Origin of the sequence: Streptomyces sp. NPDC059003 (assembly GCF_042740445.1) — a bacterium.
Lineage (GTDB): Bacteria > Actinomycetota > Actinomycetes > Streptomycetales > Streptomycetaceae > Streptomyces.
In genome coordinates this window covers 1-2690 of record NZ_JBHYJH010000402.1, presented here as the reverse complement: position 1 = coordinate 2690, position 2690 = coordinate 1, and the positions used below count along the sequence as shown (strand labels likewise).

Below are 2690 nucleotides of genomic sequence, written 5' to 3'. Positions count from 1 at the left end.
CGCCCACCCACCCCATGCACCGCCGACGGCGGGTGAGCCCCACCAGGGACGGTCACCCCGAGGACGACGGGAGAGGGACCCGCGGCGGTCACGCCACCGCGTGGAAGCGCGCGGCAGCCTCCCCCCGCGAGGCCACGCCAAGCTTCGTGAGGATGTTCGCCACGTGGAACTTCACCGTCGACTCACTGATCCGCAGCTCCCGCGCGATGGCCCGGTTCCGGAGCCCGCGCGCGAGGTGACCGAGCACCTCGAGCTCACGGGCGCCGAGCCCGGAGAGCTGGTCGGCGGAGGGCGGCGCATCCCCCGTACCGAGAGGAATGGCGGCGGTCACCGTGGTCCCCCACCCCGGCACGGGGTCGATGTCGAGGCGCCCCCCGACCGCCTCGAGCCGGTCGGCGACCCGCCGCGGCCCGAGAACGCACGACGTCAGGCTCCCGGGCCCGTCGTCCCGCACGGTCAGGCGCAGCTCGGAACCGGCCACGGCCCAGCCGACCCGCATGCGCCGTACGCCGTCCTGTTCGAGGGAGGCGAGGACGACGGCGCGCACGACGGCCCGCGCGGCGTGGGCGATGTCGGCGGGGAGCCGCCGCGCGGTGCCGGGCGGCACGAGGTCGAGGTCGACGTCACCGTGCCGCAGCAGCGTGCGGAGGGAGTCGCCGAGCCGGGCGAAGGCCTGGTCGGCGGGTTCCTCGGCGACGGCCTGGTCGCGTTCGACGTCGGCGCGCAGGCCGACGAGCGCGGAGACGGCGAGTTCGGTGGCGGCGGCGCGGGCACCCCGGTCGTCGAGGGTGCGGCTGCGGAGTACGCCGAGGAGCCCGGTGAGCGCGGCCGCGTGGGCCTCGCCGAGCTCGGCGGTGACGCGGGCGCGTTCGCCGGACGCGGCCCGTGACGTGGCGAGCGGCCCGGGCACGGCCTCGGCGGCGAGCCGCCCGAGATGCGCGGTGACGAGATCGAAAAGGGCCTGGAGATACGCCACGTCACCACCACCCCGTACGCCCTCCGAAACCCGCCCGCCCTCCACATCCCGTACCAGCACGAGCACGAGCACCGCCCCCCGAGGCGCCGCCTCGCTCGCGACCGCGAGGACCTCGCGGTCCGCACCGCCCACCCGTGCCGTCCCGGCCCACGGCTTCCCGGGCCGCACGGTCGCGAACAGCGGGTCGAGGTCGGCGGCGGTGATCCGCCCGGCCAGTTCGGGGTCGCCCCCGGAGGCGGCCGCGTACGCCTTGAAGGGCGCGTACGAGCAGTGCGGGGCGAGTTCGGCGAGCGCGTGGTGCGGCAGGCGGCGGGCCACGACGGCGGACAGGCGCGGCAGCGTCTCGCCGAGCGGTGCCCGGATCACCTCCGTGGCGTCGGCGAGGGCGGCCAGGGCCGCGGTGTCGTCCATGCGGTCAGCGTACGGCGGGCCCGCGCGCCCCGGCCTGGCCGTCCGGCCAGGTGGAACCGCCCGAACGACCGGCCGCACCTGGCCACTTCCCCAGTCAGCCTTGAAGCACCCAGTGACGCATTGATCCCTTCCTTCATTTCCCTTCATTCATTGATCAGTTGAGAGTTGAGAGGTGACCACCATGGCTGCGACGGCCAAGGACACGATGCGCGCCATCGTCTTCGAGGAGTTCGGCGGTCCCGAGGTGCTGCGGGTGAGCGAGACGGCCGCGGTGCCGAGCCCCGGGCCCGGTCAGATCCGGGTCCAGGTGAAGGCGGCGGGCGTCAACCAGCTCGACCACAAGATCCGCAGCGGTGTTCTGAACCAGTTGTTCCCGACGGAGCTGCCCGCGATTCCGGGCGGCGAGTTCTCCGGCATCGTCGACGCGCTCGGCGAGGGCGTCACGCACGCCGCGATCGGCGACGAGGTCCTGGGCTGGACGGAGACCGGCGCCTACGCCGAGTACGCCATCGCGGGCACCGTCGTACCGAAGCCCGAGGGCCTCGGCTGGCGCGAGGCGGCCGCGCTGCCCGGCGGCACGGAGACCGCGCACCGCGTGCTGCGGGAGCTCGGGATCGAGCGGGGCGAGACGCTGCTGCTGCACGGCGCCGCGGGTGTCGTCGGCTCGATGGCGGTGCAGTTCGCGGTCGAGCGGGGCGCGACCGTGATCGGTACGGCGTCGGCCGCCAACCACGACTTCCTGCGCGGGCTCGGCGCGCACCCGGTCGCGTACGGGGACGGTCTTGCCGAGCGGGTACGGGAGGTGACCGGCGGCAAGGACGTCGACGCGGTCTTCGACGCGGCCGGGCAGGGCGTGCTGCCGCTCTCCGTCGAGCTGCGCGGCGGCACCACGGAGCGGATCGTCACCATCGCCGACCTGGGGGCCCGTGAGCACGGGGTCGCCTTCTCGCGCGGCGAGGGCGAACCGATCGGCCGCTTCCTCGCCGAGGACGCCCGGCGGGTCGCCGCCGGTGAGCTCACGGTCCGGATCGCCGACGCCTTCCCGCTGAAGGACGCGGAGGCCGCGCAGCGTCGCAGTGAGGCGGGGCACGCGAAGGGGAAGCTGCTCCTCGTTCCCTGATGGGACGGTTCGCGGTCTGCCAGGCGCCGTTGCAGACGAGGGTGGCGGCGCGGCCGTGCCCGCCGGGCAGCTACAGCTTGGCGGGCCCCTGGGCCACCGCGGACTGTGGGCTCGCCCATCCCACCCCCTCCCTGGGGGCTCCGCCCCCAGACCCCCTTCTCTCCGCGCTGCGCGCTCGTCCTC

Annotated in this window: 2 protein-coding genes; one reads left to right on the top strand and one right to left on the bottom strand. The window is 75.1% G+C overall.

Going from position 1 to position 2690, the window contains the following annotated elements; genetic code table 11:
* Nucleotides 1–88 precede the first annotated feature (88 nt).
* A complete protein-coding gene (locus tag ACFWZ5_RS46060; RefSeq protein ID WP_384806668.1) occupies nt 89–1387 on the bottom strand; it encodes a LuxR C-terminal-related transcriptional regulator in 1299 nt (432 codons plus the stop codon).
* A 205-nt stretch (nt 1388–1592) separates the two neighbouring features.
* Between ACFWZ5_RS46060 and ACFWZ5_RS46055 the strand changes: the two genes are divergently transcribed.
* The gene (locus tag ACFWZ5_RS46055; RefSeq protein WP_384806670.1) at nt 1593–2507 is read left to right on the top strand and encodes an NADP-dependent oxidoreductase; all 915 of its coding nucleotides are present in this window, start codon (nt 1593–1595) and stop codon (nt 2505–2507) included.
* Nucleotides 2508–2690 lie beyond the last annotated feature (183 nt).